The organism is Photobacterium salinisoli (assembly GCF_003614885.1).
Taxonomy (GTDB): domain Bacteria; phylum Pseudomonadota; class Gammaproteobacteria; order Enterobacterales; family Vibrionaceae; genus Photobacterium; species Photobacterium salinisoli.
On the sequence record NZ_QZMS01000011.1, the window covers coordinates 296,806 to 318,559 of the forward strand.

24 protein-coding genes and 1 pseudogene are annotated in these 21,754 nt (G+C 47.5%); 9 read left to right on the plus strand and 16 right to left on the minus strand.

Translation table 11 applies throughout. From position 1 onward, the window contains the following. The first annotated feature begins 116 nt into the window (after nucleotides 1–116). Complete coding sequence (locus D6M16_RS12710; protein WP_240435615.1) at nucleotides 117–734, plus strand: class I SAM-dependent methyltransferase; 618 nt, start codon at nucleotides 117–119, stop codon at nucleotides 732–734. 15 nt (nucleotides 735–749) lie between these two features. After that, nucleotides 750–1,538, plus strand: a complete 789-nt coding sequence (locus D6M16_RS12715; RefSeq protein WP_120512254.1) for a ceramidase domain-containing protein — start codon at nucleotides 750–752, stop codon at nucleotides 1,536–1,538. 1 nt (nucleotide 1,539) lies between these two features. Here D6M16_RS12715 and D6M16_RS12720 read toward each other — a convergent pair whose 3' ends face one another. The 3 genes and pseudogenes from D6M16_RS12720 to nrdD all read right to left on the minus strand — a co-directional run. Then, a complete protein-coding gene (locus D6M16_RS12720) occupies nucleotides 1,540–1,803 on the minus strand; it encodes a DUF2960 domain-containing protein (RefSeq protein ID WP_120512255.1) in 264 nt (87 codons plus the stop codon). A 207-nt stretch (nucleotides 1,804–2,010) separates the two neighbouring features. Further along, entirely contained in the window at nucleotides 2,011–2,520 is a 510-nt protein-coding gene (gene nrdG / locus D6M16_RS12725) for an anaerobic ribonucleoside-triphosphate reductase-activating protein (protein ID WP_120512256.1), read from the minus strand. Between the two features lie 15 nt (nucleotides 2,521–2,535). Continuing rightward, nucleotides 2,536–4,356 (minus strand): annotated as a pseudogene (nrdD, locus tag D6M16_RS12730) (anaerobic ribonucleoside-triphosphate reductase); the annotation flags it as partial. A 213-nt stretch (nucleotides 4,357–4,569) separates the two neighbouring features. Between nrdD and D6M16_RS12735 the strand changes: the two are divergent. Continuing rightward, nucleotides 4,570–5,598: an endonuclease/exonuclease/phosphatase family protein gene (locus tag D6M16_RS12735; RefSeq protein WP_120512257.1), complete on the plus strand. Its 1,029-nt coding sequence runs from the start codon at nucleotides 4,570–4,572 to the stop codon at nucleotides 5,596–5,598. Between the two features lie 168 nt (nucleotides 5,599–5,766). Further along, nucleotides 5,767–5,895 (plus strand): hypothetical protein, encoded by a 129-nt coding sequence (locus tag D6M16_RS22600; RefSeq protein WP_255558089.1) that lies wholly within the window; start codon nucleotides 5,767–5,769, stop codon nucleotides 5,893–5,895. 76 nt (nucleotides 5,896–5,971) lie between these two features. Here the strand turns inward: D6M16_RS22600 and D6M16_RS12740 are convergent, their stop codons facing one another. The 6 genes from D6M16_RS12740 to D6M16_RS12765 form a co-directional block, all read right to left on the minus strand. After that, nucleotides 5,972–7,318: a VpsR-related response regulator gene (locus tag D6M16_RS12740; protein ID WP_120512258.1), complete on the minus strand. Its 1,347-nt coding sequence runs from the start codon at nucleotides 7,316–7,318 to the stop codon at nucleotides 5,972–5,974. A gap of 272 nt (nucleotides 7,319–7,590) precedes the next feature. Then, complete coding sequence (locus D6M16_RS12745) at nucleotides 7,591–8,064, minus strand: hypothetical protein (RefSeq protein ID WP_205576889.1); 474 nt, start codon at nucleotides 8,062–8,064, stop codon at nucleotides 7,591–7,593. A gap of 69 nt (nucleotides 8,065–8,133) precedes the next feature. Further along, complete coding sequence (locus D6M16_RS12750; RefSeq protein ID WP_205576890.1) at nucleotides 8,134–8,814, minus strand: C39 family peptidase; 681 nt, start codon at nucleotides 8,812–8,814, stop codon at nucleotides 8,134–8,136. A gap of 148 nt (nucleotides 8,815–8,962) precedes the next feature. Beyond that, nucleotides 8,963–9,511 (minus strand): hypothetical protein, encoded by a 549-nt coding sequence (locus D6M16_RS12755; RefSeq protein WP_120512260.1) that lies wholly within the window; start codon nucleotides 9,509–9,511, stop codon nucleotides 8,963–8,965. 180 nt (nucleotides 9,512–9,691) lie between these two features. After that, nucleotides 9,692–10,024, minus strand: coding sequence for a hypothetical protein (locus tag D6M16_RS12760; RefSeq protein WP_046219929.1), 333 nt, complete (start codon nucleotides 10,022–10,024; stop codon nucleotides 9,692–9,694). Between the two features lie 44 nt (nucleotides 10,025–10,068). Continuing rightward, nucleotides 10,069–10,731: a hypothetical protein gene (locus D6M16_RS12765; RefSeq protein ID WP_120512261.1), complete on the minus strand. Its 663-nt coding sequence runs from the start codon at nucleotides 10,729–10,731 to the stop codon at nucleotides 10,069–10,071. Nucleotides 10,732–11,097: 366 nt separating this feature from the next. On the opposite strand from D6M16_RS12765, the gene D6M16_RS12770 reads away from it, so the two are divergent. The 3 genes from D6M16_RS12770 (at nucleotide 11,098) to D6M16_RS12780 (ending at nucleotide 13,220) form a co-directional block, all read left to right on the plus strand. Further along, a complete protein-coding gene (locus tag D6M16_RS12770) occupies nucleotides 11,098–12,126 on the plus strand; it encodes a transporter (RefSeq protein WP_120513162.1) in 1,029 nt (342 codons plus the stop codon). Between the two features lie 198 nt (nucleotides 12,127–12,324). Continuing rightward, a complete protein-coding gene (locus D6M16_RS12775) occupies nucleotides 12,325–12,726 on the plus strand; it encodes a DUF2750 domain-containing protein (RefSeq protein WP_120512262.1) in 402 nt (133 codons plus the stop codon). Between the two features lie 125 nt (nucleotides 12,727–12,851). Further along, the gene (locus D6M16_RS12780) at nucleotides 12,852–13,220 is read left to right on the plus strand and encodes a HopJ type III effector protein (RefSeq protein WP_120512263.1); all 369 of its coding nucleotides are present in this window, start codon (nucleotides 12,852–12,854) and stop codon (nucleotides 13,218–13,220) included. Nucleotides 13,221–13,276: 56 nt separating this feature from the next. On the opposite strand, the gene D6M16_RS12785 is transcribed toward D6M16_RS12780, so the two are convergent. Further along, the gene (locus D6M16_RS12785; protein ID WP_162941022.1) at nucleotides 13,277–13,720 is read right to left on the minus strand and encodes a methyltransferase family protein; all 444 of its coding nucleotides are present in this window, start codon (nucleotides 13,718–13,720) and stop codon (nucleotides 13,277–13,279) included. Between the two features lie 229 nt (nucleotides 13,721–13,949). Between D6M16_RS12785 and D6M16_RS12790 the strand changes: the two genes are divergently transcribed. Continuing rightward, on the plus strand, nucleotides 13,950–14,372 hold the full coding sequence (locus D6M16_RS12790) for a DUF3010 family protein (protein ID WP_120512265.1): 423 nt from the start codon (nucleotides 13,950–13,952) through the stop codon (nucleotides 14,370–14,372). Between the two features lie 45 nt (nucleotides 14,373–14,417). Here the strand turns inward: D6M16_RS12790 and D6M16_RS12795 are convergent, their stop codons facing one another. The 5 genes from D6M16_RS12795 to mrcB form a co-directional block, all read right to left on the minus strand. After that, a complete protein-coding gene (locus D6M16_RS12795) occupies nucleotides 14,418–14,651 on the minus strand; it encodes a DUF3820 family protein (RefSeq protein ID WP_120512266.1) in 234 nt (77 codons plus the stop codon). Between the two features lie 67 nt (nucleotides 14,652–14,718). Further along, the gene (locus tag D6M16_RS12800) at nucleotides 14,719–15,336 is read right to left on the minus strand and encodes a fumarylacetoacetate hydrolase family protein (protein ID WP_120512267.1); all 618 of its coding nucleotides are present in this window, start codon (nucleotides 15,334–15,336) and stop codon (nucleotides 14,719–14,721) included. A gap of 77 nt (nucleotides 15,337–15,413) precedes the next feature. After that, entirely contained in the window at nucleotides 15,414–16,001 is a 588-nt protein-coding gene (locus D6M16_RS12805) for a YceI family protein (protein ID WP_120512268.1), read from the minus strand. 154 nt (nucleotides 16,002–16,155) lie between these two features. Beyond that, a complete protein-coding gene (locus D6M16_RS12810) occupies nucleotides 16,156–16,689 on the minus strand; it encodes an NUDIX hydrolase (protein ID WP_120512269.1) in 534 nt (177 codons plus the stop codon). A gap of 69 nt (nucleotides 16,690–16,758) precedes the next feature. Beyond that, nucleotides 16,759–19,101 carry a penicillin-binding protein 1B gene (gene mrcB / locus D6M16_RS12815; protein WP_420812254.1) on the minus strand — a complete coding sequence of 781 codons (2,343 nt, stop codon included), beginning with the start codon at nucleotides 19,099–19,101 and terminating at the stop codon, nucleotides 16,759–16,761. Nucleotides 19,102–19,330: 229 nt separating this feature from the next. On the opposite strand from mrcB, the gene D6M16_RS12820 reads away from it, so the two are divergent. Beyond that, nucleotides 19,331–19,786 carry an exoribonuclease R gene (locus D6M16_RS12820; RefSeq protein ID WP_120512270.1) on the plus strand — a complete coding sequence of 152 codons (456 nt, stop codon included), beginning with the start codon at nucleotides 19,331–19,333 and terminating at the stop codon, nucleotides 19,784–19,786. A 119-nt stretch (nucleotides 19,787–19,905) separates the two neighbouring features. On the opposite strand, the gene D6M16_RS12825 is transcribed toward D6M16_RS12820, so the two are convergent. Beyond that, nucleotides 19,906–21,627 carry a phospho-sugar mutase gene (locus D6M16_RS12825; protein ID WP_120512271.1) on the minus strand — a complete coding sequence of 574 codons (1,722 nt, stop codon included), beginning with the start codon at nucleotides 21,625–21,627 and terminating at the stop codon, nucleotides 19,906–19,908. Nucleotides 21,628–21,754: the final 127 nt, after the last annotated feature.

Consider the following 21,754-nt stretch of genomic DNA (forward strand, 5'->3'; position numbering starts at 1 on the left):
GACATTGGTGACGGGTCTGAGAATCTGCAAGAAAAAGATGAGCAAAGATTATCGCTGTGTCTAACAATTGAACGCTGGCTTCAGTACGCGCAGCTTATACTTGAAATGACCACGAAGTGAGCATTATCGAGGTATACATGGCCACCATAGACTGGCAAACCTATCTTTTTCCATCCGCTCTGCAAGCGCCCCGTACGCACTTGGTAGAAGCACATCAATTACTGGGTGAACGACTCAGAGGGAAAGTGGCGGTTGACTGCGGGTGCGGCCATGGCAGAGATACCTTCTATCTGTTAGAGCAGCGGTATCGTGTGTATGCCTTTGACAATAGTCTGGACAGCCTGAAGCAGCTATCCACCCACCCTCTTGCTGCCTCTAACCCGCTGCTCGATCTGCAGCACTGTTCTTTCAGCGAGTACCACTTTCCCAAAGCCCACCTGGTGAATGCCAGTGCGTCTTTGTTCTTCTGTCCGCGCGCAGATTTTTACGCTGTGTGGCAGAAAATCGTGCAGTGCCTCAATCCGGGGGGAATATTCTGCGGCCACTTCCTGGGCATGAACGGCGATGATTCCGACTTTTCAGATAAGATAATGACGCACAGCAAGCCAGAACTGGAAAGACTGTTCAGTCAGTTCTATGTCGTGTCCTGGCAGCAACGCCATGAAGTTTCTTCGCGGCTGACGGGTGAAAAACGCCAATGGCACATTCATACTTTCATTGCGATGAAAAAGTAGCAGCCATTGACTGCCATGCCTGGTTCGGAACAACTAAAAGCGGGACTGTTGATTGGGTCGGCACTGTTGATCATTGGTGTCACCCTTTACTGGGCACCGATAACCCAGCCAGCCAATTTTTACGATTATGCCGATAACCACCCGCGATTCGGCATCAACAACTTCACCAACGTCATTTCCAACCTGCCGTTTGCCCTGGTCGGGTTCCTGGGTATCAGACTTCTCAGCCAGATCCCGTCGCGGCAGGCCGATCGTGTTATCGAACCTGAAATATCCAGCGCGTATTTTCTTTTTTTTCAGGCCTTGTTAGCCACCAGCCTTGGCTCAGCGTTTTACCATCTTTCGCCCGATCCCTTCGGATTAATGTTAGATCGCATCCCGATCAGCCTGGCTTTTGTTAATCTGTATTGCATTGTTTTGAGCGAGTATATTTCGCCGAGATTAGGACAGCGATTGCTGTTGCCATTGAATGTTTACGGGTTACTTGCCGTTGTGTACTGGTATCTGATGACGACCTATCAGACAGGCGCAGCGGATTTAAGTGCCTATGTGCTGATTCAGTTACTGCCCATAGTGCATTTGCCACTGATTCTGATGTTGTATGACGAGAGACGCCCAGGTGGCAGATATTATCTGGCCGCGCTGGCGACGTACGGATTTGCCAAATTGGCCGAACTGCAGGATACACACATCTATCTGCTGACTGGAGAGTGGATCAGCGGCCACAGCATCAAGCATCTGTTGGCCGCTCTGGCGGGTTGGTGGATTTATCGCTTACTGCAACTGCGTACAGCAAAAAGATAAATTATTTTTCACCAATACCACGATGCTGTTTCGGCGCCAGTGTTATTTTGCCGAACCCCAGCTTACGAAAGTGGCTGTCACGAAAATCTCTTACGGCTTTTTCGCCGCTGGACACAGCTTCTACCTGCTGCTCCATTTTCAGATATCCTGTTAAATCAATTCCTTCTGCTGCGGCAACCGCCTCATGAATGGAGCGAAACTGGCTGTAGGAAAAACTGATGTGCTTTTCCTGATCTTTATAAGTGTAAATAATGGTTCGTGACATAGCAGGACTCGAGTCGTTCTTGATTTGAATCGGGTGGCGAAGTGTATCGAAATTTCCTCGCCAAGCCCAGCACTGGTCGGTGTTTTAACCAGGCATTTATCCACTTCTTTATTATTCATGCACTGTGTTTTCCCACAGTTATACACAGAAACAGTGGATAACTTTAGCCATTATCAATAAAAACCATGAAAATTGAATGGGTTAATATCAACTCTGTTGATAATTGCTCATCTCAACCCATGCACCTGACAGTCCGGCTTTGCGCAATACCCGCTGGTTACTGCTGCCCCGCCAGATAAGTGAGGCATGCTGTAAAGGCTGAATAAACGGGCCATCAATCATCACATCAATATAAGATGTCACCCGCTTTTGCTCTGCGGTCAGGTTCTCCATCAGATACCCGGTCCACAGCCAGATATCTTTATCCGGACACTCCTGTTTAACCCGCTTAACCAACTGACTGATGCTGCCCAGATTGGCCGGATGAAGTGGATCGCCACCGGACAGTGACAATCCACGGCGCAAAATTCGCGTGTCCTGCAAATCAGCAATAATGGTGTCTTCCATTTGCTGATCAAAAGGCCTGCCGCTGTTAACCGGCCAGGTCGATTGGTTGTAACACCCCCGGCACTGATGCGCACAGCCTGAGACAAACAGGGTACAGCGTGTACCCGGCCCGTTGACCACATCGCAGTTATAGTATTGATGAAAGTTCACTCTCACTCCCGACCGTTACATATGTTTGACACGACGACGGACCTCTTCCTGCTTGCCGGTATTGAAAGGCCGTGCATCCGGGCTGCCAAGATAGCCGCAGACCCGCCGAGTAACAGACACTCTGGCCGGTTCGCCGTTGCCGCATGCAGGACAGGTAAACCCCTTGCTGGTACAGCGAAATTCCCCTGAGAAGCCACAGTCATAGCATTCATCGATAGGGGTATTTGTCCCGTAATAAGGGACCCGGGAATAGCTGTAATCCCACACATTCTCAAGTGCTTCCAAATTATGCTGCAGATTCGGGTATTCACCGTAGCAGATGAATCCCCCGCTTGATATCGCAGGGTAAGCCATTTCAAAGTCGATTTTGTCGTAAGGATTTACTTTCTTTTCGACATCCAGATGAAAACTGTTGGTGTAGTAACCTTTATCTGTTACTCCTTTCACTTCACCGAACTGTTTTCTGTCCAGCGCGCAAAAACGGCTGCACAGGTTTTCACTGGGCGTGGCATACAGACTGAATCCGTAACCGGTTTCCTGCTTCCAGCTGTCCACGGCTTGTCGCAGAAATCGAACGATGGCCAACGCTTTTTCCTGCCGGTTCTGGCAGTCAAAAATATGCACATCACTGCCATACAGTGCATTGATGGTTTCATGTAAGCCAATATAACCCAGGGAAACAGATGCCCGGCCGTGCCTGAATAAGTCGCTGACATCATCTTCAGGATCAAGCCGCACGCCGCAGGCTCCTTCCATATACAGGATAGGTGCTACTTTGGCTTTCACGCCGTTTAACGATGCTATCCGACATGACAGTGCTTCTCTGGCGAGCTGTAAACGTGCTGTCAATAACTGATAAAAAACATCTTCCTGACCACAGGCTTCCAGCGCAATACGCGGCAAATTCAGGCTGACGACTCCCAGATTACACCGCCCTTCATGCACGACCTTGCCATTGGTTTCAAAACGATCCAGAAAGCTGCGGCAACCCATGGGCGTTTTGAACGAGCCTGTCACCGCTTCTACCTGTTCGACATTCAAAATATCGGGGTACATGCGCTTTGAGGCACACTCCAGCGCAAGCTGCTTCATATCATAATTACCGTCTTCCGGTTTATGGTTGATGCCGTCTTTAATGGCAAACACCAGTTTGGGGAACACAGCCGTTTTTCTGTTTTTTCCCAGACCGGCAATACGGTTTTTGAGTATGGATGCCTGGATCAGACGCGATTCCCAGGACGTTCCAAGACCAAAGCCAAAGGTGACAAAAGGCGTTTGCCCATTGGCGGTATGCAGCGTATTCACTTCATATTCCAGTGACTGAAAGGCATCAAAGCATTCTTTTTCTGTCCTCTGCCGGGCGTAAGCTCTGGCATCGGGGATCTCCCATTCCCGGGCAATATCCAGGTGTTTTTGATAACTGCTGGTGACGTAGGGCGCCAGTACTTCATCAATACGGTTCACCGTTGTACCACCATAAATATGGCTGGCAACCTGCGCGATAATCTGGGCTGTCACTGCCGTCGCCGTTGAAATTGACCGGGGAGTGGCAATATCAGCATTCCCCATCTTGAAGCCCTGGGTCAGCATAGTCTCCAGATCGATCAGCATGCAGTTAAACATGGGAAAGAATGGCGCATAATCCAGATCATGAAAGTGCAGATCGCCACTGTCGTGCGCATCGGCAATATCCTGAGGCAACAAAAATTGACGGGCATAATGCTTTGCCACTATTCCCGCCAATAAATCCCGCTGAGTAGGAATGACTCTGCTGTCTTTGTTTGCGTTTTCATTGAGCAATTCAGCATGGGTTTGTCCCATCAGTCCACGAATATCGTGCAACATCGCTTCCAGCCTGTTGTCGCTGTCCTTGTTAACTGTCACCACACACCCCACAAACACAAAATAAGCACATTGTTATTATCACAAGACACAATATGTTGTGCATTAAGCGACAGATGCCGCAGCTTTGCTTTGATCTGAATCAGGAATAATTAAATGTCGGTTACACTTTGATAAGTGTTTCATTTCAGTCCAGGAGGGGGTCTGATGGCGGCAAGGGTAACTAGGGTAAACAGGATCCGATCCAATGTTGGCATAGCGCTGATCCTGATCCTCTGTGTCAGTTTGTTCAGCATTTTCAGCCATGCATCAGACAGTTTGTTCTCTTTAAGCCGCGAACAGCCGCAACAGCCGTCACTGACTGTCATGAGCTGGAATCTGGAGTGGTTCGGCACTTCCCGAGTGACCCGTACTGATGCCGATTATGCCTACTTTACTGACGTAATACGCCGGGTATCGCCGGACATTATTGCGTTTCAGGAAGCAGACAGTAAGGAAGCCGTCCTGCGCATCCTGCCTAAAGACCAGTATTCGCTGTATCTTTCCGACCGGCACGGCAAAGCCAGTGAAAGCTTCAGAGACGGCAATCAGTACACTGGCTTTGCTATCCGGCAATCCCTGCCCGTCAGTGACCCGCAAGATCTCGCCAGTCTGAATATCCGCACAGCGCCCAAGCCTGGCGAACGTGTCAGAAAAGGCCGCCTTCGCTACGGAACGTATGTGATTGTTCACCCTCAGTCAGGCACGCCCATCCACCTGCTCAGCGTACATTTAAAGTCCGGCTGCTACACCAGCAAGTTTAACAGACAGTCTGCGTCCTGCCGTGTCCTGAGCTATCAGGCCGACGTATTGAAGAACTGGATTGGCCAACGCCTGGCGGCTAAAGAATCGTTTTTGATCAGCGGCGACTTTAATCACCGCATGGCAGACAGCGGTGACTGGTTATATCGCTCCCTGAGCAACACTTCTTCTGCTCGTCATTCTGTCCATTTGCTGACAGAAGAGGTTAACGCCTCATGCTATGTTCGTCTTAACCGCTCCAAACGTAAGGCAGAATACCGACGATTTACCGCCCTTATTGATCATTTTGTGGCATCGCCTGACATTGCCAGTGCCCTCAGGCAGGGAAACATTTACCAATATCAGTTTTCCCGCAAAGATGTCAGGAATCTCACACTGTCGGATCACTGCCCGCTGGTACTGAAGATACAGTTGCAGCCGGGTGCCGGCCTTTAAGTGGGGGTAAACGGAAGCGGCTTATTTGTGAACAAGAGTCAATGACAGGCAAACGGCTCTGCACATCTCCGCATTGTCATGTTAATGTCATCTCAAACACATAGTGTTTCTGGCAGACAGAGACAGAAACCATGTTTAGTAGTAAACGATAAGCAGTAAGGAACACAAATGGACAGTATCAACCTGGCGACACTCGTTGTGCCAACCATGGATGAGCTTATGGTTGACCAGCCTGAGTGTGTCTATACCAATACAGATTCAGATGAGCACAACGAAATCATTCTGTTGTCCCACTAAAAAATTCATCTCGTTTAAACCGCATATAAACAAACACCCCGCACATTGGTGCGGGGTGTTTGTTTCCTGCTCACGATTATTCACGCATAAACGACGAGTTATAGTGGCGTACATCAGGTACAATATTGTGCTTATTCAGTAGCCGGTACATGGTGGCACGCGACACACCCAAATCTTTAGCCGCCGAAGCAACCTGACCCCGATGTGTTTCCAGTACCGCCACCAGCACGTCTTTTTCTGCTTCATCCTTAATATTACGCAGGCTTTGCTTGAAATTTGCCTTACTGGGCAAATCAAAATGCTCAGCCCTTACTTCGTTCCCCTCCGCCAGCAATGCTGCCCGTTTGACCTGGTTAATCAGCTCACGGACATTGCCCGGCCAACTGTAGCGCAGCAAGAGTTGCTTGGAGTCTTCCGAGAAACTCGATGCCATGGTGCTGTATTCCTTGGCAAACTTCTGCAGAAAGGTTTCTGCTAGCAAGAAAATATCAGAACCACGCTCACGCAAAGTCGGTACTTTTATGTGGAAAACATTCAGACGATAGAACAATTCTTTACTGAATTCCCCTTTAGCCACCAAGGCGTCCAGATCTGCACTGGTTGCCGCAATAATGCGAACATCGCAGGCTGAATCGCCGTCCAGAGAATCACTGCCGGGTGCCTGAATAAAAGACAAGAGCAATTCCTGGAACTCTTTGGTTAACTCTTCCACATTATCCAGCATGATGGTGCCGTTAAAAACTGCACCTTCCTCATCAAACCTGGATACATGCTTCAGGAAGTTCAGCTTTTCATCATCTTTGCTGAGTGCCCCACAGTTAATCGTCACAAAGGGGGCATGTTTGCGTTTAGACAGGTTATGGATCGATTTGGCTATCAGCTCTTTGCCCGTGCCATTCTCCCCGGTAAGAAACACGTTAACTTCTGTTAACGCCACACGACGAACCATGTCACGTAATTGTTTGATTGTTTTTGACTCACCAAACAAACCCATTTCATGCTGGGTGGTAATCTCGTGCCAGGAACTGGATTCAATATCCAGCATGCCAAGCTGATGACCAACGGTGTCCAGCAGATGGCTGCCTGGTACGGGTACAGTGAAATAGTCGACACAAAAGTTATTAATAAACTGACATATTGCATCTGTTTTCAATTGCTCTTTTTTAATCAAAGCAATCCATCTCACTTGTTTGGTTTTATTTGCCCTCAAAGATATGCTGTTTAAGCTAAAATCATTATTGCTTAAATCAACGATACAAATACATGGGCTGAATTCTTCCAGGATTGAATCAACCGTTCTTAAGTCGTAACAGCACTGAGTTTTCCAACCTGACTGTTCGAGTAGCGCTATCCAAGGCTCGTAGTTACATCCTATTGCCACTAGTCTGCCATTTGGTGCTTTATTTTGACATTGACCTACCATCAGAAGTCACCTTCATTTCAATGCACATTTATTATTAATGTTCATTGAAAATATAGGCAAGAAACCTCTGTTACGCGTGGTATCAATAATAAGAATTGTCTCAAGAAGCGCCTTTTCACAACATAATCAGCCAATATTCAGCAGTTTAAGATTCGAGGCAATTCTGGAACTTTTTACGATCGTATACCTGGCTGGACAAAACTGCATACAAAAAAGGTACAGCAGCCGGCTGTACCTTGACATTAGCAAAGAAAATTACAAGAAAAGTACTATCAATATCCTGTATGCAAAATCGCATTCTCGAGTCGACTTTTCAGTACACTATTCTGGATATATCCATTAATATCAGCATCAATGTCTATGTTTCTCTCAATACGAATATTGCTGCCATCCAGACTGTTTTGCACCACCTGCATGATACTGTTGGGTAATAAGCTGGGTCGTTCAAAAGAGTTGTTATCCCCCACCTGCTTCAAAGTGAGCATTTCGCCACTTGAGTAAGCAGAGCCTGCAGTGGTGGTGAGCATCCCGTTGCTGATAGTGAAATTGGCAATATGAGAGCGTAAAATCTCTTCGCCATTCAGGGCGGTGATGATACTCAGCCCGATACTTATCAGCGAGCCTTCTGCCGAGAAACCACCTCGGATTGCAGACATTTCCGATTGTGTCATGGCGATCATGCCCGAGTCATTCAATACCAACAAACTCGATGGCTTGGTGAATGCGTTCGCGGAAGTATTTGCCATGACAGCAGCACCTCCCAGGGTGGCTGCTATAACATAGTAAGATAGCTTGTTCATACTAGCCTCTGCCTTTTAGTAATCGTTTGAACCCGGCAATGTAATACTGAACGTTGACAGCGAGTCCCTTGCGACAGCATCAGATACTGGTGAAGGGTTGTACACACTGTAGTTTTCCTGGGTGATAAAACTTTCGCGTCCCTCTTTTACTTTGTTTTTTACCAGTAACACCGAGCCGCGATAATAAGGTTTAAATTCACTGAGCTTCATCACCATAGTGCCACGTGACGGATCGCCCAATATAATCTGTTCACTGTTGATACCTTTAATCACCACGAAGTGCATGTAGCCATCAAAATTGACGATGGTAATAGCGGGCACCCCAAGTGTTTTAAATTTTTCCAGCGGCAGGCGATAACCATTGGCATCCAGGCCTACAGACTGCATATAGTTCTTCATATCGAACATGGAAAATCCCTGCTTCTCTATTTTTTCAGGATCACCATTTGCAAACATCGACTTGAATACCGTATTTTCACTGGTATCGATACCGTAGTGATAAGTCATCAGTGAAGCCACCGCCGCTGAGCCACAACTAAAGTCGTACTGCTGGCGCATGACATCACCAAAGAGTTTCTCCTGATAACTTTGCACTTTTACGTTGTATGCGCCTCGGCTTGGGAAATAGTCCAGCGCACTCACCGTTGTGCTGACCATTAATCCTGCCAGTGCCAGGGTTGCCAGTTTTATTTTCATCACTACACCCTTTATTGTTATTAACCCGACGCCGCTCTTATTGTCGTCAGGCAGGAAATCATTCTTACCTATCGGAGATTCTCAAGATGATTGAAATATTCCATAGATAAAAACAATGAAAGGGCCGCCTTGCGACGGCCCGATTTGGTTAGTAACTAGCAGAGCCAGACAGTGTAGCGTTGGTGCTGGTAGATTGCTGAACCATAGAGTTATTACCTGCGTTCTGACCAGCAATGCTGATACCAGACGCGTCACCAAACGAGTTCGCCATGGTGTTGAAGTGTTCAACATCAACAGTACCGGCTTTACCGTCACAGCAAGCGCCGCCATAGGTCACTTCGTTTTTAATCACTTCGCCATCAATTTCTGATTCAGCGAGTACTTTATCCATGCTGTATGATTTTTTGAAAGTTTTGTCGATTTCCACATCAGACACTTTCTTCACAACCCAGGAATTGTCGCTGTTATCTTTAATGGTTTTGGATTTATCGTTACCGATGTCCTTCATGTAAAGAAAATCATTGTCTTCATTAAATGAATAATCGATTTCTTTAGATTTGCTTACATCAACAGTCAATGTTTTATCAACAGTATCATTGAAGCTTCCTTCAATATTATCTGCATCTGGATAGCCATTTGCAAACGCCATAGGCGATGCAATAATCGCTGCTAATAACAACACGTTTGATTTACGCATGATGTTACTCCAATTATGTTCCCCATAACGCATGAGATTTAAATAAATCTCATGCTGGGTAAATGTTATAGATGTTGAAGCAATGATGTTAGCCCTGCGAAACCAAATATCAATTACTAGTAATTTAACATTTAGTTTTATTCCCGGATTAAATAATCCGGCTTAGATACACTAACAGTGTTACTTCAATGTCAGGTTAACCACGGTCGCATTCTGAATTAACACATTATTACCGGTGTTTTGGACTACGTTGAATACCCCTGATGATCCGCTGAAGGCTCCGCCATCAATTACGTTATTACCAGTTGTATTACCATACGCGCCATTACCTACGACATCACCGTACATATCCGAATCTGCCTGCATGTAGTCAATGTTGAGCTCGTACTGCCCACCCCGAGTCTCATACATTGAACTATCACTCAACGTATCGGAAGTTGTTAGAATATCCAACTCATCAGCAACTGCACCCCAAGATAGCAGTACAGCTACGGTCAGCGTTAAATATCTCATGACGTCCTCCTGAGAGTTGCCTCTGACACCCCTCAGCTAATGTGTTATTGGCCCAGAAGTACAGCGTTAGTGCTAGCACTTTGTTGAACCAGCGAGTTGTTACCTGCGTTTTGACCCGCCAGGCTGATACCTGAAGCACCGGCAAAGGCACCTGTCATGTCATTGATATGGGTCACAGTCAGTGAGCCTGCATCGCCGCCACCGTGGTTGCCGCCATTACCGTAACCGCGGTTACCGTAGCCGCCACCATGTCCCCAGTCTTTATCATCGCAGCAAGCACCGCCGTATGTGACGTCATTACCAATGACTTCACCTTTCAGGTCAGATTTCGCCATGTAGAAGTTTTCATCAACATCGATTTTCCAGGTTTCAGTGTGCTTAAAGTTACTCTCGAAGTGGAACTTCTTGCTATTGTCACTGTTATCTGTGTACTTGAAGCTTTTATCGTTGTTGATATCTTTCATGATCAGGTGATCATTGTCTTCGTTAAAGCTGTCTGTAATGGTTTTATCGCTATCATAAGTCAGCGTAGCTGTCTTAGTGATGTCATCATTATATGAATCAACGATGGATGAATCGTTATCATCATAACCACCATTATGACCACCGTAACCACCACCACCGTAGCTTGGTGCTTGGGGATAGGCCAGGGCCAGTGGAGATGCAACTACTACTGCTACTAACAGCGCGAGATTAGATTTACGCATGATTAAGACTCCAAATATGTTGAGTTTTTATTTTATTGCTCCCCCGTGTTGTCACGAGAGATAACTTAATACTAGTTTTCGCCACTTTTTAGTTTGTATTATTTTTAATAAAAACGATGGCAATAAAAACCACACGTATTCCTTTATTTACCATGCCTGAGCGTACTTATTTCTAAGAATGGATTCACCATTCTCATTACTAATAATTGTATTGAGATTAATACTGTTTTTATCAGGATGCAGAAGTAAGACAAAAATAACCTTTTATTGATCACTTTTTATGGAATGCTTGACTATTCTTATGACAAGTCAGTGCAACTGACTGCCATTTTTTGGGGTGACCTTTGCGAACAAAGTGAGGATATCGTGAGAAAGTTTAACACACACAGCCTTATAGCGCTGATAGCGATCTTTTCAACCACGGTTGCTGCAGAGGAATCTACAACAACCCAACAAAAATCGCGTCAGGTTCAGACAGTTACAGACATCCTGGAAAGACCTGGGGTACTGACACCGAAAGGGTCGTTCGTCCTTGATTCTTCCTTAACCTATACCCAGAACTCCTCCAATACCGTTTCGGTGGTAGGTTATACCGTGCTTCCATCACTCATTGTTGGCCTGATACGGGCCAGTGATATTGACAGAACGACTATGACCTTTGGCCTCACCGGGCGTTACGGGATCACCAACCGGTTAGAAGTCGAAGCCAGAATTCCCTGGGTCTACCGTAACGATTCCATCTCAGAACGGGATATTAATGGCCCGTCCAACAGCCCTACCACGAAGACAGTTGAAGGTAACGACCTGGGTGATATAGAAGCAGCGTTCAAGTACCAGTTCAATATGCTCGAAGCTCCCTACTGGATAGGCAGCCTTCGCTTCAAAAGTACGACAGGGAGCTCACCCTATGAAGTGCCTATCGATAGCACCAATGATTTTAAAGAGTTGCCTACAGGTTCAGGCTTTCCAAGCATAGAACCGGGCGTCACTATGATCATGCCACTTGACCCTGCCGTGCTGTTTCTTAATGCCAGCTATATCTGGAACATTAAAGATGATGTCAGTATACAAATTCCTGCTACGGATGAAGCCCCAAGTACGCAAGTCAATACCATTGACTTGGGGGACACCATTTCATTGGGTGCAGGTATGGGTTTTGCCGTCAACCCCAAATTCTCATTCAGCATTGGTCTGAACCACAAAACCATACTGAAATCGAAAGTGAACGGCGGATATCCTGACGATGCTAAGTTGCTGCAACTGGATACTATTTCTTTCGGTGCCAACTATGCCGTGAACAGAGAAACCACCATAAACGTAGGTGCGGCAGCAGGGTTAACGGCTGATGCCCCTGATTTCCAATTGACAGTCCGGATACCTTATACCCTGAAATAACTCAGGCTTCTCATCAGAAATGCCAGCTTCAGCTGGCATTTTTTTCGCCTGGCCTTCCCCCTTTCTTCCCATCTCGCTTTCCACTATGCTTAGAGCAGTAGAATCTGGGCGATCTATAGTGCCGTTGTTCTAAATGTGCCAATAGTTCCGCCAAGTCAACAGATCATAATAATCAACATCCGAAAACAGGATCCAACTATGTCCACCACCCCTTTATCCACCGAACAAATTGACACTATTTTGCAGTACGATGCGGAAAAAAGATGTCAATACCTGCTGAAAGAAGTGACAAGTCAGGGGCAGATCTGGATTCTGACCGACGAGCACGGCTGTGTCATGTTAAACAGCGAGGATGAAGACTGTGTGCCAATTTGGCCAAATCAGGAGTTCGCACAAGCCTGGGCGACGGGAGATTGGGCCGAATGCAAGCCTGAATCGATTTCAATCAATAAATGGCATAGCCGCTGGACACCCGGACTGGAAGACGACGAACTGGCGATTGTCGTGTTTCCGAACCTGGAGCAGGAAGGCATTATCCTCTACCCGGAAGAGCTGGACGACGCGCTAAGACATCAATCCAAAAAATCAGGTAAGCGTTAAGCAAGGCAACATTTAACCTGAATTCACTAATAGCTTATGCATATCCGGCACATAATGCCGGATATGCAGAGCTGATACGGGGCTTCCCCCCGTTTTCCCCAATATAACTAAAGCAGGAGAACAGCATGGATACGCTGCTCAAAACTATCAAGGAATCACCCACGAGCGTTGCGTTTGACAACGTTCTGAGTGTCATTGATCAGCACTACGACTACAGACCGACGGCATTCAGCAATGGTCTGGGCAACGAAACGCTTGCCAACGAAGCGGGCAGCAATGAAGGTTCGTGCCGTATTTTCGCCTTTGCCCAGCAGCACAAACTCTCTGAACAGGAAACGCTAGCCTGCTTCGGACACCACTATTTTGATGCTGTGCTGAATAACCCTGATGGCACAGATCATATGAATATACGGACATTCATGAAATATGGGTGGCGCGGTATTCGCTTTGCCGGCCAGCCGCTAAAGCCTAAGCACTCCATTGCGGATTGCTAATCACCAGAGTCAAAACAGGGAGCGCATCGCTCCCTGTTTTATCGCCAGATGCCTTATCAGCACCAACGCCTGACATGTTGGCAATACTCCTGATACTGCTTACCAAATGCGTGTTTTAGTACCCTTTCCTCTGCCGCTATCTGCACATAATTCATGTAAATGGCAAATACAGGAATCATGATCAGACTGGAAATGGCTGACAGATTAAGAAAAACCGCCACCAGTAACAACAGCAACCCCAGGTAAATCGGATTTCTTGATATTCGGTAAACACCAGAAGTCACCAGTCGTGTTGTTTTTCGTGGATTTATTGCCGTCTTAGCACGGGCAAATGCCATGATACCGGCCAACCCGAAACCGACAGCCAATAAACTGAACACCCATTCTAATAAAATCTTACCGGGGAAACTAAAGCGCCATACCGGAAAATATTGGGCCAGCAAGTACATGGCAGCCAGGGTAATTAAAAACACTAAAGGGGGCGTAAGTCTGAATCTCATCTTATATCCCTTAATCACAGTCAACAGCTTGATATGAAAAGTATAAGCGCAGATAGACTGAACCAGAAAATATTGTTTAAAAAATGTTAAATACATTCTCCTTTCTCACATTGTCCCCAGAGCTGCGCAGAAAAACCCGTTAAAAAACGCCGCCCAGCAGTGATTATCACTGACAGTCAGTCTTATCTTGGCTTACAATAACCGCCATAGTCACTATTCGAGATATACCATGAAAATTTTTGCCGTTGAGCTGAAAGGGAAAGAAGCTAACCTTTGTCTGCTGTCACTGAAACAAGGGATGTTTTCAATTCCTGACTGCCGATCGCAGAAACTGGTGCTTAGCGATGCCTTTGACAACCAACAGATGCGTCAATTTCAGAAAAGCTTCAAAAAACTGGTCGAAGACTATCAGGTGGAGCACATCGTCATTAAAACCCGCGAAACGCGTGGCAAGCATGCGGGAAGTGCTGAAAGCTTCAAAATGGAAACCGCTATTCAGCTGATTGACGATCTGGATGTCACTTTTCTTAGCAACGCTGATATCAAGGAAAAGCTGAAAAGAAATCCGTTGTCAGTAGATTTCCGTGGCACAGGACTGCGCCAGTTTCAGGAAAATGCGTTTGTGGCCGGCTATGCCTTTTTGAGTAAGTAGACACAGCAGGGAGCCCGACGGCTCCCTGTTAATTTTCGATCTTGTTCAGTGTTGAGAGTCAAAACTAAAGCCTTTCAATGGCCTGATAACCTCTTCTAAGCCCTCAATTTTCATTTCAAGCGTTATTGCCAGCAATCGACCAAGCTCACCATCCGGAAAACCCTGCTTAGCAAACCATAACAGGTATGGTTCAGGTAAATCGATAAGTACCCGGCCGCTGTACTTGCCAAATGGCATTTTCATATTGGCCAGTTTGACCAAATCACGTTTCTCAAACATTGATACTTACCGCTTTCCGCTTTGTATTAACTTATCGCCAATGAAATTAAGTGTTAGAAGTTAAGTGTCAGTCCTTTGCTTTCCAGCCAATACTGACCAGTTCTTCCTTATGACAGGTTAATGCACCCAGAAATTCTTGCCCGGTTTTCACCTGACCAACCCCTTTAGGTGTACCTGTCATGACCACGTCGCCATCCTCAAGCGGAATGACCTTTTGCACTTCTGCCAGGATAACTTCCGGTGGGTAAAGCATGAATGTTGTGTCGCCTTTCTGAACCAGGGTGCCATCTATACGCAGTGTTAACCCAAGCGGGGAATCTGAATCAGGCAAAGCGACAAAATCACTGAACAGTGCCGCTCCTTCGAATACCTTACTGCGCTCCCACGGCAACCCTTTGTCTTTCAGTGCAGACTGCAGATCACGCTTGGTAAGATCCAACCCAAGAGCGGCTGCGCTAAACCGGCCATCATGATAGAGATACGCGATCTCGGCTTCATAATGCAGCACTTCACCACCATGGGTTGCGTGTAATTCATCGCCAATCGCAGTGTTAGGCTTCATGAAAATGACCATTTCTTCGGGCATCTCATTGCCTAGCTCTTCGATGTGGGCAGCATAATTTCTACCTATGCAGACCACTTTCCCCGGTTGAACTGGCTTACCATTGACAGTCACGCTCTTCATAACCACTCCCTGTATTCACTGTGAATATGGCAAGAGCATAATGAGCGTGACCGCCAAGGTCAAAATAATTCAGAGGGTTATGACTCAGGCACAAACGCCAGATTCACAAAGACCGGGACACTTGGCAATATTCCATTCAAATTCGCGACTTCCTGTAACGCAGTAATTCCCTTTTCCAGGCCAAATGCTTTAGCGTCAATGATAATCGGACTCTGGCTGCTTACCATCAGCGTGCCGTCAACCAGACGTGTAATTCGCAAATCTGCATTGACCGGATTAATAGCACCATGAAGATTGAGCTTAAGAGACACTTGCTGAGTGAGTGTTTCTCCTGGTTTCAGATCCTCCAGACCGGTAACGTCAACCTCGCCTTCCAGCATTGCTTTGGGGAAGTCCGACACCTTAAACAGCATCGATTTCATACGTTCATCACGGATTGGGATTTGTGTGTCCACACTGGATAAGTCCAGCATCACCTGCACCTCTCCCTTATCAGTGATAGAGCCTTCCAGCTCTTTGAAAGCATGTTGTTCAATAACGCTGTTATTTTTCACCGACAGGAATCGCAATTGTGACTGGCTGTTATCCAGCTTCCAGGTTGCTGATGCACAGAGAGGAAATACCGCCAGAGCGGTAAAAATAATGTTGCGAACTGATAAAGCCATAACTATCTCCAGAAATAAGGTTACTTGGATATAATAATAGGCAGTTTTCGTCCAATTCGCGTGTAAAAAAACTGTGAAGTTACCATTTGTCGAGTGAATTCACTTTTTGACTTACTCAATGCAATCAATTATTTACTTTAGAATGACAACAGCGTCAGGCTTTCTCAGTCACACTCAGCAGCTCATTGCGGATGCATTTAAGCAAAAATAACTCACGCTCCACAGACAACCCTTTTTTCTCACTGTTTGCCAGGGTTTCTTCATTATGAGCAATCGCATCATGGATATTCATCCAGACAGGTTTCATGCCATTCTGGATTTCATACGCTTCCAATTGCGTTTCGCCTAACTGACTGTCGATGCGACAAGTGAAGCAAAATGATTTCATATGCATGATATCAAACTCAGGTTTGTACCAGGGCCGATATTCTTCATAGAGTCCAAAAGGGACAATATCACGAATATTGCGGGCGCCGGTTTCCTCCTGCAGCTCGCGAATCAACCCGGCCTCAATATCTTCCCCTTCATCAATACCGCCCCCGGGGAGGGTGTAGTCGTGATACCTTGCGGTGTACAGCATCAGAATATTGTCGCCATCCAGAATAATGGCTCTGGCTGCTTCACGGTAAAACATCGAACCAGTTAAATCAGAGATATCAGGATGAACCGTACACTTGAGAAGCCGCATAAAGATTAGTCTTCAGATAAAAAAACGGGTCGGCATTGTAACCGACCCGCTGATGATTTCCAGTCACTGCTACCAATTAAAAATTGAACGGATAATGGTAGACACTTTATTTTCACAGCCTTGAGACTGACGGCCGTCTTTGTCCCAGACAGGCAATTCAACCTGACCGATACAGGCCTGCGTCAGACCGCCTTGCTGATTCACCTGATAAGCAACATCCGTAATATTCTCAGGTTCCTGCAGCCTGACCGGTTCAGGATCACGACGCTGTATGTAATCGGCATACAGGCGCAGCGGGCCTGACGACCCCGTCAGCTTGACATTTTTATTGTCATCTCTGCCCATCCACACTGTCACAACTTCACGGCCATCAACGCCGACATACCAGGAATCGCGGCCTTCATCAGACGTACCGGTTTTTCCGGCCAGCTTCAATGACGGCAGGATAGAGTCCAGATAACGGGCTGTGCCTTCAGAGACCACTTTCTGCATTGCATACATGGTCAGCCAGGCAGATTGCTTCGAGACCACCTGCTTCGCCGTTGGCAATGCCTGATAAATCATCTCACCATCGCGATCAGTAACGGCACTCAGGGCTGTCAGTTCGCTTCGGCGACCTTCATTGGCAATGGTCTGATACATTTGCGTCACTTCATAAGGAGACAGCGTAAAGGCGCCCAGTAAGATTGCCGGTACCTGAGGGATCTGACCTCGATCAACGCCAAGATCAACCAGGGTATCCACCACGTTATCTAAGCCAACAGACATCCCCAGGTTCACTGTGGGTATGTTGTAGGAACGTGCCAGGGCCTGGACCAAAGGTACTTCACCACGAAACTGGCGATCATAATTACGCGGAGACCAGGTTTTTCCCTTTTCATCGGTAAGCGTCAGCGGCTTGTCATCCAGATTGCTGGCCAGAGTGAATCGCTCCGGTCGCGCCAACGCCGACAAATAAACCGCCGGTTTCACCACTGAACCAATCTGACGGCGGGCATCAAGTGCGCGGTTGAAGCCGTCAAATTCAGGACGGCTACCACCGACCATGGCGCGGATTTCACCAGTCTGGCGATCAGCAACGACCACAGCGGTTTCAAGCTGTTTGCCGTGCTGTTTTTTGAGCGCTTCCATTTTTGCCCGTACCACACTCTCAGCACTGGCCTGCGAAATAGGATCCAGAGTGGTATAAACGCGTAACCCCAGGCCCGGTTTATAACCCTGACTGACACGTTTGTTCAGCTCTTGCTTCAATAAACTAAAGAATGCTGGCTGTCTGCCGGCAACATGCCCTTTTGGCTGTAAGTCTAAATCTTGCTTGATGGCTTTTTTATACGTCTCTTCATCAATCTTTTGAGTATCGTGCAGCAGGCTGAGCACCAGATCCCGCCGCTCTTTCGCACGTTCCGGATAACGCCAGGGATTATAGTAGGACGGCCCTTTCACCATGCCGACCAACAGAGCCTGCTGATCAATACGCAGTTCAGACAGCGGCAACCCAAAGTAAAAACGGGCCCCCAGAGCAAAACCGTGCACTGCATCCGAGCCGCTTTGGGCCAGATACACCTGATTCAGGTATGCATCGAGGATTTCATCTTTGTTGTAGCGATAATCAATGATTAACGCCATATAAGCTTCTTTGAACTTACGCCACAAGCTGCGCTCACTCGATAAAAACAGGTTTTTCGCCAACTGCTGAGTTAGCGTACTGCCGCCCTGCACGGTTCGTCCCGCTTTCATGTTCGCCAGAAACGCGCGTCCGATAGCAACCACAGACACACCGTCATGGGTATAAAAATCACGGTCTTCTGTTGCGAGCAGTGCATCAATCAGCGTAGAAGGCAGCTCTGATTTCGGTTTATACAAACGCAACTCATTGGAATCGGTTTCCAGCATACCCAGCATTTGCGGCTCAACAGAAAAAATACCGTATTCACGGTGCGTATTCGCATCCACAACACGTTTGACCGAGCCGTAATTAAATTCAGCAATCACATGGCGCGCTTGCTGTGAGCCACTGCGTGACTGGAATGGGCGGCGAATGAATTCCACTTTCAGACGGCTGGTGCTGTACTCCCCTACCCGGGTCGGCTTGCTGACTTTGCGGTAGTTAAGGGCTTTAAGCTCCTTCACCAAATCTTCGTACCGCACTTGTGCCCCGGGCTCCAGTACCAGCTCGCGGGCATATACCACAGACGGTAGCTGCCAAAGCTGGCCGGCAAATTTATCTGCTATCTGTTTATTGAGCGTCCAGCCCAGCCCACCTATGGCAACCAGGCTGCCAACCAGAATTAGGGCAAGCAGAATTTTCCACTTACTGCGGCGTGGTGGTTCGCCCCCATCAGAATTCTTACCCGGCAAATATCGGGCTGAAGTATGGGCAGATTGTTGTTCAGACTCTGTCATTACCTTCATCTTCGCTAACTGCTGAATATGCACACTCAGCATAATTTGATTACTTCGAGGCATGCACGATAGCTAAATTTTGCTCATTTTTTGTCAATCCTGTGTCAACTAAATGGCGCCAGGCCGCATGTGCAAAGGGCTTTGCGGCTGTAACTGAATGACAGCGGTAGTAATTCTTCACATCATCACGCAAAATACGGGCCATTCAGAATTGCAGCCTTACCGGAGAAAGAGAGCAATGCAACGGGATTACACATTAAACTGTCTGCTCACTATGCCCCGCCACGAACTGGAAGAGTTTAGCCAGCGTATCCTCAGCCGTATGGTCCCTGAGGATGTCATGGAAGAATTGTTCACCTTTGAGCCGGAGGAAACCCAGAACGCGGAACGCCTGCGTGCTGCCCAGTTTGACGCCATGCTCAGAATGTCGGCGATAGCCTTAGGGGAAGTGTCTTCCGCCTTTTCCGGATCTGAACAGGCGAAACAAAATACCGAGAGAATGACGCGGCTGCTGCTGTGGCATTTTTATGCCATGGCTTTCCAGATGGAAGAAGTCGTCACTCTGGAGCAACATTGCCAGGAAGTTGAGAAGCTGCTGAAGAACGCGCCGTCAGATACCTTCGGCTGGATTCAGTCACTGACAGAACTGCTGCACCGTTATGCCAGCCTGAGCGGACACGACTCAGATTCATAACCTGCCAGTCCAGCCATTGGCGTAAGCAGCAATCAGCGTCCCATCGTATATGGCCACGGATATCAATAAAAACGCCAGCGGCAAAGCTGGCGTTATTCTATTCAGACAGCGGTGAACAATTACCTGTTGGTCATACCCGTCAAACTGTTCTGATGACGTTGTACCAGCTCGTCCATACTGCTTTGCGCGCGCTGATAGGCATGCTCCAGAGTGTCAATCTGATCAATGACTTCAACCACCTCATAGTAGCATTTCAGCTTGGGTTCTGTGCCTGATGGTCGCACGACGACTCTGGAATCATCTTCCAGGAAATAAATCAGCACATCGCTGGCGGGCAGATCGATCGTCTCAACGGAGCCATCGGCCTTATAGCGTGTAGAGGATTTCAGATCATCAATACGCACCACTTTTCGCCCGGCAATTTCCTCAGGCGGTTGCTGACGCAGGGCATCACCGATAGGCGGAGAGTTCGGTGACAAACCAATACTGACCTGTGAATTAAGATACAGGCCGTGCTCACGATAAATCGACTCCAATTGATCCCATACGGTGCGGCCTTGCGCAACCAGCTCTGCCGTCATTTGTGCAAACGCCAGCATGGCAGATAAACCGTCTTTATCCCACACCATATTACCCACGGTATAGCCGAGCGCTTCTTCATACGCAAACAGGAAACAACTGTCTTCACGCTGCTTCTCCATCGCAATATTTGTCAGCCATTTGAAACCAGTGAGTGTCTGGTAGTATTCAGCACCGACACGCGACGCTACTTTTTGCAACAGGCTGGAAGAGACAATCGTGGTGCCGACAAGGCTGGTTTCAGGGTTCGCTCTGGTCAGCAAATAATGCCCCAGCAAGACACCGACCTGATCGCCGGTCAGCATTTTATACTGGCCTTCAGGGGTGCGAACCGCCACCGCAAAACGGTCGGCATCCGGGTCGTTAGCGCATGCCAGAATCGCCTGGTGTTTCTCCGCTTCCGCAATCACCAGATCCATGGCGCCCGGCTCTTCAGGATTAGGAAAATTCACCGTGGGGAAGGTTCCGTCCGGTTCTCGCTGCGCGGCGACACTGTACACTTTGGTAAATCCGGCGTCGGCCAGCAAAGTCTCTGCCATTTGTGCACCCACACCATGCATCGCAGTGTAAGCAATGCTGATCGCATCGGGTTTGGCATAATTTTGCAGTAAGGCACTTTGTCTAATGGATTCTCTGTAATCGCTATAAAATTCATCATCCAGCCAAACCAGTAAACCCTGATTCTGGGCTTCATTGAGATCCATCAGTTCAAGCGGTTCAATCGCCGCTTGGTCAATGGCTGCAGCAATCCCTTTATCATGAGGGGGAATGATCTGTGCCCCATTGCTCCAGTACACTTTAAACCCGTTGTATGCAGGCGGGTTATGACTCGCTGTCACGACAATACCTGCGGCCGCCTTTAAGGCTATAACACCGTAAGCCACCAGCGGGGTCGCCGCGACCGTAACCGTCAGGTATACCTTGATGCCCTGCGCCGTTAATACTGATGCGGCATCATGGGCAAAGGTTTTTGAATCTGGCCGGCCATCATAACCAATAACCACACCTTTCGATTTCGCCTGAGGCACGGTTTGCTGTAAATACTGGCCCAACCCGGTAGCCGTTTCCTGAATAACCAGCCTGTTCATCCGGTTGGGGCCTGCACCCACTATGCCCCTTAAACCCGCGGTACCAAACGCGAGACGACCAGAGAAACGCTCGGTCAGTTCCTGTTCATTACCGGCATCAATCAGGTTCTGCAGTTCGTCCCGGGTGGCAGGATCGGGATCTCTTTCTAACCAGCGTGTTATCAACTCTTTCATTCTCTGTCTTCCTAATTGCAGGGTCTGAAAACAAAATATCACAAATGATAGTTATTCGCATTTTAAGTGCTTTAAAGTTAGCTGACTGTGTGAATTTCATACCGTCCCGGCATCAAAAGGCAACATC

What these genes read in the sequence shown, in the direction of transcription:
- mrcB (WP_420812254.1), bottom strand. Translation starts at nt 19,101, where the DNA reads ATGAAGGTAATGACAGAGTCTGAACAACAATCTGCCCATACTTCAGCC.
- D6M16_RS12780 (WP_120512263.1), top strand. Translation starts at nt 12,852, where the DNA reads ATGGATACGCTGCTCAAAACTATCAAGGAATCACCCACGAGCGTTGCG.
- D6M16_RS12810 (WP_120512269.1), bottom strand. Translation starts at nt 16,689, where the DNA reads ATGCGGCTTCTCAAGTGTACGGTTCATCCTGATATCTCTGATTTAACT.
- D6M16_RS12745 (WP_205576889.1), bottom strand. Translation starts at nt 8,064, where the DNA reads ATGGCAAATACTTCCGCGAACGCATTCACCAAGCCATCGAGTTTGTTG.
- D6M16_RS12750 (WP_205576890.1), bottom strand. Translation starts at nt 8,814, where the DNA reads ATGAAAATAAAACTGGCAACCCTGGCACTGGCAGGATTAATGGTCAGC.
- D6M16_RS12715 (WP_120512254.1), top strand. Translation starts at nt 750, where the DNA reads ATGCCTGGTTCGGAACAACTAAAAGCGGGACTGTTGATTGGGTCGGCA.
- D6M16_RS22600 (WP_255558089.1), top strand. Translation starts at nt 5,767, where the DNA reads ATGGACAGTATCAACCTGGCGACACTCGTTGTGCCAACCATGGATGAG.
- D6M16_RS12765 (WP_120512261.1), bottom strand. Translation starts at nt 10,731, where the DNA reads ATGCGTAAATCTAATCTCGCGCTGTTAGTAGCAGTAGTAGTTGCATCT.
- D6M16_RS12785 (WP_162941022.1), bottom strand. Translation starts at nt 13,720, where the DNA reads ATGAGATTCAGACTTACGCCCCCTTTAGTGTTTTTAATTACCCTGGCT.
- D6M16_RS12720 (WP_120512255.1), bottom strand. Translation starts at nt 1,803, where the DNA reads ATGTCACGAACCATTATTTACACTTATAAAGATCAGGAAAAGCACATC.
- D6M16_RS12800 (WP_120512267.1), bottom strand. Translation starts at nt 15,336, where the DNA reads ATGAAGAGCGTGACTGTCAATGGTAAGCCAGTTCAACCGGGGAAAGTG.
- D6M16_RS12760 (WP_046219929.1), bottom strand. Translation starts at nt 10,024, where the DNA reads ATGAGATATTTAACGCTGACCGTAGCTGTACTGCTATCTTGGGGTGCA.
- D6M16_RS12735 (WP_120512257.1), top strand. Translation starts at nt 4,570, where the DNA reads ATGGCGGCAAGGGTAACTAGGGTAAACAGGATCCGATCCAATGTTGGC.
- D6M16_RS12755 (WP_120512260.1), bottom strand. Translation starts at nt 9,511, where the DNA reads ATGCGTAAATCAAACGTGTTGTTATTAGCAGCGATTATTGCATCGCCT.
- D6M16_RS12820 (WP_120512270.1), top strand. Translation starts at nt 19,331, where the DNA reads ATGCAACGGGATTACACATTAAACTGTCTGCTCACTATGCCCCGCCAC.
- D6M16_RS12740 (WP_120512258.1), bottom strand. Translation starts at nt 7,318, where the DNA reads ATGGTAGGTCAATGTCAAAATAAAGCACCAAATGGCAGACTAGTGGCA.
- D6M16_RS12795 (WP_120512266.1), bottom strand. Translation starts at nt 14,651, where the DNA reads ATGTTTGAGAAACGTGATTTGGTCAAACTGGCCAATATGAAAATGCCA.
- D6M16_RS12805 (WP_120512268.1), bottom strand. Translation starts at nt 16,001, where the DNA reads ATGGCTTTATCAGTTCGCAACATTATTTTTACCGCTCTGGCGGTATTT.
- D6M16_RS12790 (WP_120512265.1), top strand. Translation starts at nt 13,950, where the DNA reads ATGAAAATTTTTGCCGTTGAGCTGAAAGGGAAAGAAGCTAACCTTTGT.
- D6M16_RS12775 (WP_120512262.1), top strand. Translation starts at nt 12,325, where the DNA reads ATGTCCACCACCCCTTTATCCACCGAACAAATTGACACTATTTTGCAG.
- D6M16_RS12825 (WP_120512271.1), bottom strand. Translation starts at nt 21,627, where the DNA reads ATGAAAGAGTTGATAACACGCTGGTTAGAAAGAGATCCCGATCCTGCC.